Raw genomic sequence first — 455 nt, 5'->3', positions numbered from 1 at the left:
CATCCACCGTGCGCCCTTAATAACTTAATCTATGTTTCCACCATTTTTATAAGTGAAACGCTCACATACTGTTTCGTTTTCATTATTTAAAATGCTCGTTTACAGAAGTAAACTCCGCTTTCAAATAATTCAACTCATTGTCTGCCAAACGTTTTCTTTTATAAAAAGATTTAAACGCGTTATTAATCTTGTGAGTGTTCTTTCGAACACTAGCGATTATTTCTTATGAATTCAAGCTTATTTAAAACTCTTTATTCACTCGGTTTTGCTTGGTAAAATCTATATTTTACTTACTTATCTAGTTTTCAATGTACAAATAATGGTGGGCCTAAGTGGACTCGAACCACCGACCTCACGCTTATCAGGCGTGCGCTCTAACCAGCTGAGCTATAGGCCCATTTTTTGAATGTTAAATAAACATTCAAAACTGAATACAATATGTCACGTTATTCCGC

General features: G+C 34.7%; 1 tRNA gene. It reads right to left on the bottom strand.

Annotated features, from left to right (window positions below):
* Window positions 1-320 precede the first annotated feature (320 nt).
* Window positions 321-397 (bottom strand) — tRNA-Ile (locus tag CD116_RS10260).
* Window positions 398-455: the final 58 nt, after the last annotated feature.

This window comes from Staphylococcus schweitzeri (assembly GCF_002902405.1).
Lineage (GTDB): Bacteria > Bacillota > Bacilli > Staphylococcales > Staphylococcaceae > Staphylococcus > Staphylococcus schweitzeri.
Note: the sequence above shows the minus strand (reverse complement) of the source record. Positions and strands in the feature narration are given on the sequence as shown.